Annotated in this window: 6 protein-coding genes; 3 read left to right on the forward strand and 3 right to left on the reverse strand. The window is 35.9% G+C overall.

The features are described 5' to 3' along the window. Positions 1-191 precede the first annotated feature (191 nt). The 3 genes from WFH18_RS16660 to WFH18_RS16670 all read left to right on the forward strand — a co-directional run bounded on the left by WFH18_RS16660 (position 192) and on the right by WFH18_RS16670 (position 2,911). Positions 192-485: a hypothetical protein gene (locus tag WFH18_RS16660; protein WP_336755306.1), complete on the forward strand. Its 294-nt coding sequence runs from the start codon at positions 192-194 to the stop codon at positions 483-485. Positions 486-570: 85 nt separating this feature from the next. After that, positions 571-1,700 (forward strand): IS3-like element ISAcsp5 family transposase gene (locus tag WFH18_RS16665; RefSeq protein ID WP_100222370.1). Its coding sequence is split into 2 segments (ribosomal slippage): positions 571-823 and positions 823-1,700, totalling 1,131 coding nucleotides; the frame shifts between segments, so codons are not numbered across the junction. 356 nt (positions 1,701-2,056) lie between these two features. After that, entirely contained in the window at positions 2,057-2,911 is an 855-nt protein-coding gene (locus WFH18_RS16670; RefSeq protein ID WP_146195007.1) for a hypothetical protein, read from the forward strand. A 135-nt stretch (positions 2,912-3,046) separates the two neighbouring features. On the opposite strand, the gene WFH18_RS16675 is transcribed toward WFH18_RS16670, so the two are convergent. The 3 genes from WFH18_RS16675 to WFH18_RS16685 form a co-directional block, all read right to left on the reverse strand. After that, entirely contained in the window at positions 3,047-4,129 is a 1,083-nt protein-coding gene (locus tag WFH18_RS16675) for a hypothetical protein (protein ID WP_146195008.1), read from the reverse strand. Positions 4,130-4,346: 217 nt separating this feature from the next. After that, complete coding sequence (locus WFH18_RS16680; RefSeq protein ID WP_121980042.1) at positions 4,347-4,613, reverse strand: hypothetical protein; 267 nt, start codon at positions 4,611-4,613, stop codon at positions 4,347-4,349. Positions 4,614-4,850: 237 nt separating this feature from the next. Continuing rightward, positions 4,851-5,129, reverse strand: coding sequence for a helix-turn-helix transcriptional regulator (locus WFH18_RS16685; protein ID WP_121980043.1), 279 nt, complete (start codon positions 5,127-5,129; stop codon positions 4,851-4,853). Positions 5,130-5,300: the final 171 nt, after the last annotated feature.

A 5,300-nucleotide genomic window follows, 5' to 3' on the forward strand; every position in this document is an offset into this window, starting at 1 on the left:
AGCGTTTAATTGGTTTTGGGAAAAAAGAAGAGTTTAAGGAAATTTTGGCAATTTTAAGAAGGCAGAACCCTGATAGGATAAGGGTTCTGTGAAATTTGTCGTGTACAGAGATTGGTTTTATAAAAATCCCAAAGATGATTTAATTAATGAAAAAGAAAATTAGGAACATACAGCTTAACGAGGAGAAGTAAATGGGGCAAGCAAAACAAAGAGGCTCACTGCAAGAGCGCATAGCATCAGCACAGCAACAAAAACTTGATGGTGAACGTATTACCATTGAAGAAGCAAAACGCCGTCTAGAGCTTCCCGATAATGCGGAATTCTTGGGATATGTGATTCACCTTTACGATCAAGATGAGTTTGTTGGGAAAATTGAAGAAAACGATGTAGCTATTAATCGTGTTTACGTAAAAATTCCGGATTTAGCCCATGTTTTTGACTCTGTTGAAGAAGCTATTGATGAGGCACTAAAAATTGATAAGTGATGTGGTTCTAGGATTTTAGACCACGCCTATAAGTGATAATCTACTCCCCAATAAGCATGGGAAATGCTTGTTTTTGGAGTCAACCATGACACGAAGAAAACGTCGTAATCATTCAGCAGAGTTTAAAGTTAAAGTTGCTCTCGCAGCAATTAAAGGCGACCACACACTCGCTGAACTTTCTACTCAATTCGATTTACATCAAAACCAAATCATCGATTGGAAAAATCAACTGCTTGAGCAATCAGTCAATATTTTTTCACGACCAACAGCACAACAAGAACCAGAGATTGACCTCAAAGCTCTACATGCCAAGATAGGACATCAGGCATTGCAAATTGATTTTTTAGAAGGTGCGCTCAGAAAAATAGGGCAGCTGAGCGGCAAAAAATGATCGATAAGACCCATCAACTTTCGGTACGACAACAATCGCAATTGATTCAAATCAATCGCAGTACGTTGTATTACAAGTCCAAAGAGATTTCATCAACTGATTTGAGTTTGATGCGCCTGATCGATGAAATTCATCTCGACTACCCATTTATGGGCAGTCGAATGATACGAGATATGCTACAGCGTCAAGGGCATCAAATAGGTCGGCGTAAAGTCCGACGTTTAATGCGCTTGATGGGAATACATGCCTTGTATCCAAAACCCAATACCAGTAAGCCTAATCTTGCACACCGTATTTTCCCATATCTGTTGAAAAACATGGTCATCGATCACTCTAATCAAGTCTGGTGTACAGATATCACGTACATTCCTATGGCTAAAGGCTTTGTCTATCTGTGTGCAATTATAGATTGGCATAGTCGTAAAGTACTGGCTCATCGTGTATCGATCAGTATGGAAACAGGCTTTTGCATAGATGCGTTGCAAGAAGCAATTGTGAAATATGGTTGTCCTGAGGTGTTTAATACAGACCAAGGCAGTCAATTCACAAGCGAGGCATTTTTGAATGAGTTAAAATTGCGAAATATCCGTATCAGTATGGATGGGAAAGGACGATGGATGGATAATGTAATGATTGAGCGTTTATGGCGCAGCGTGAAGCATGAGGAAGTCTATTTGAAGGCTTACGATACGGTTAAACAAGCGAAACAATCAATTGCTGAATATTTGGATTTTTATAACATGATACGTCCTCATTCAAGTTTGAATAAGGCAACACCGGATGAATTTTATGATCAACATTTACTAAAAGTAATGGCAGCATAATTTAAATATTTAGAGCGGATTTATCACTTATAAAACTGAATTGAGTGGTCTAATTAACGGAACCACATTAAAGTACCGGTTGTTGGTATGCTTGTTATTTGAAGTCGATAACCAACATATGATCCATGATGTATGGGCTAATTTTGAGGATTAATGAAACGGGCAAAATGCCCGTTTTTTATGAAGTATAAGAATGTTGTCTGAAACACAATTTTTATGAATGGTCCCCATAGGATTTTTTGGTTAATTTCTAAGACATCGCACATAAAAATTTATTTTAAATACTTTCGCTGAATGTCTTTTTCAATGAGCATCCTCTATAGTTTCCCTACATATGAATATGTGGGGATATGAGGGTGAATAAGATTAACAAGAATTGGAATAATCCTTTATTTGTTAGTGAGTCAGGAATAGGGTTTTATAGTGTTGAACCGATAACAAATTACGATAGAAGACCTTATAAAACTCAGCAACAAGTTCAAGAAGATATCGGTGAGAATGATGATAAATATCCTGATGAAAATGATTATCTAAGAGCAATTGCTGAACTAAAAGAGATTAACCATCAAGATTCGGTGTGGTGTATTTCTTTATTTAACAATATGGATGATAGGAAAGCATTCCCAATGGTGGAACATTTCCTGACAGAGCCAATTCATAAAAATTTTGTAGAAGTATGTGATCCCTACTTTCAATTTGAATCAGATCATAAAAAATTGAAAACTATCATTTCTGATATGGTTGCCAAAGCAATGGAGCATGCAGAAAGATGGTTAGAGCTAAATAAAAAATTCACATATTATCGATTTCCAAAGTTTTTAGATTACATATATGTCGGTCGTCTTTGGAATCTATTCACAATCATAAACGATATTCAGTTTACTAAAGAGATTCAAAAGAAAGTTGAGGGATATATAAGATTTATTTTAAGCAATGGTAGGTTGGGTGTAAAAACAGCTACTTATATGACTGGGCTATCCGAATGGAAAAATGGTTGTAAATACGCAGTGGAACAGATTTCAGATTATCAAAAAATTTTGGATTATTTAACAGAAAATCCAAATATCCTCAAATCGACTATTTATAAGAAAGCCGGAGTGAGTGGTAGGGAATTAAAATATTTGATGAAAACTGCAATTGAATTTAAGCAAATTATTGTCAGTCTAAACTCAAAAGGGAAAGAAGTTATTTCTTTGCCTGAAAAGAGTTAAATTTAAGTAAAGTAAATATTAAGTCGCAACTGGTTAAAGCTGATTAATTAGTAGTATATAAGTTATTAGGCAGCTAAAAGTTATAAAACCTGCTATATGCCTTGAATATCAATGCTTATGGCAGGTTTTGGTTGTTTAATTGCTGATAGTAAAATTGCGAACTAAGTTGTGCACGGCGCTCGAAACGAGTTGATTAAGTTGGCCGTGAGTTTTCATGGATTCAGGCAAATTTTTCTTATGCCGACTTTTGTCATAGTAAGTTGGGATCTCTGTTCCAAAAGCTCTAATAGTATTTTTATATTCTCCAATTAACTGTTTAGAAGAGTTGGCTTTTAGCTGTGTGAAACTAAGCCCTTTGAATCCATCTAATAAAACTCTTTTGATATTTGTTAAGCGGTTATCCATCTGATTGAGTACATTGCTTTTGATGTTCTTTTCAGCACGAATGCGCCATACATTCTCCGGCAGAGGTTGTTTATTACAGTCCGTAGTCTTGATATATAAATGCCAGTACTCATCTGCATCTCTATGATTAATACCAATATTATAGCCATTTTGTAGCTTTCTAAACATTGAATGTGGTGTGCTTGGAATGGGTGTGAATACGCCCAGTTGGCTCTTGTAGACACGTAAGTTTTCTACGGTATTAGGTAATCGAATTGACTTAAAAAGGGCTGTAGTGAGTGCTCTATGCTTGAAATTGTAGAAGTCAATTGCTAGTTCAATCTGCATGATTTTAAAGCTATCAATCTTGCATTCAAAATGTCTCAAGTAGCTGATACGGTGCCGTAGTACACTTAGGGAATTCATGTCATGCAATCTAATTATGAAACCGGTTTCGTATTCAGAGATGTAATGAGTAATACCAGTTTTCTCCGTTAGGAATTTTTTGATGTCATGCCGTGTACTCGTTTTACCAATTTCAAAGTATAAATCAATGAAATCGACCTGAGCTTTGATTTGGATATTCATTGCTTTGAAATCATAGCTATGAATATCAGAGAAAATAACGGTTTCGAGTTGATCAGCTTGATTCGTATTGTCAGCGTATCTTGAGCATAAATCTAAATAACTTTGTTCATATGGAGATTTTTTCTCGGTATCTTCTGAAAACTCTTCAATTTCTAAATCGAGTAAAATTTTTTGTAACTCGTCATCATATGGATCTTGTCCATTTCGAACTAGGGTTTCAAATTGATGGTGTGTTAGATGTTTCATAATCATTTCAATGTGAAAAAATTAAACAAAAGGGCAGTTGAATAACCGCCCTTTTGGATTGATAGTAAATTACTGAATTAAGTAATTTTCATTCGGAGTGTTGATAAGAATTAATTCTTTACCATTACGTTCAATGCTGTAGGTAATTGATGATTGAGTTTGGTTTACCATCACCACTTTACAGCTTGATAATAAAAGATCCGCAAGATCTTCATGATTAATTAAAGAGCTTTGCATTAATTCGCTCCATTTCTTTGGCATTGTGTAAGTAAGCTTGAATAAGTTCTTCCTCGGTTACATCTACGCCGTTGATTTCAGTGTAATGAAGCATAAAATCAATAGAACTATCAATGAAGTGCGAAAAATGTGGCTTAAATTCATTAACTTTAATCTGAGCAAGCTTTTTTACAGCTCCTAAGATTACAGTCTTCAAGTGTGCATTTTGCGCTTGGTTTGCTGAGTTGTTTAACGTTTCGATTTTCATCGCTATTTCCTTGTTTAAGTTGAGGGTTGGTTAATACGTACGAACTCACGTAGAGCAGGTAGTGTGTACATTGGCTTGCCATCCACTACATGGACAGTGATTCTGTAGCCATGTGAAAGACTTGGACGGTATAGGTTTTTGGTAAGTCTTCTGTACCAATACTTTTGTGTCTTTCCTAAATTTGTATATAGGAATTTGGCTGATTCAGTTTGGGATAAGTGCGAACTACTCAGCATCTTAAGACGCCTTTTGTTTGTGCATTTCAATCCAATCAAGGACAGTTTTGGATTCCCAAACTGTTAAACCATTTAGAGAAAATGGCTGAGGAAACTTATTCTGTTTTACCCACAACCAAAGCGTTTTACTTGTGATTGGGAGCAATCCACTACGGGCAGGTTTAGCTTTAAATTTACGGATCTGTCCGGCTGATTTACCTGTTTTACAGATATGGATCTTCTCCGGAGTAGCAGGGGCAGAAGTGATAACTTTATCTTGAATATATGTAGGAAAATTCATGTCTGACACCGTTTCAAGTTAATGTAACTGTTGATGTCAGGCATAATATTGAATCGGTTTGTAAGCGTCCGCTGAACCCCACTTTTTCTAACTCATTAATACCGCGATAGTGTCCACTTAAATTTAAGTGGACACCTATTTATGGATTTAAAGACAGTTATAGACAGTGCA

Origin of the sequence: Acinetobacter sp. USHLN143, from assembly GCF_037145695.1 — a bacterium.
Taxonomy (GTDB): Bacteria; Pseudomonadota; Gammaproteobacteria; order Pseudomonadales; family Moraxellaceae; genus Acinetobacter; species Acinetobacter fasciculus.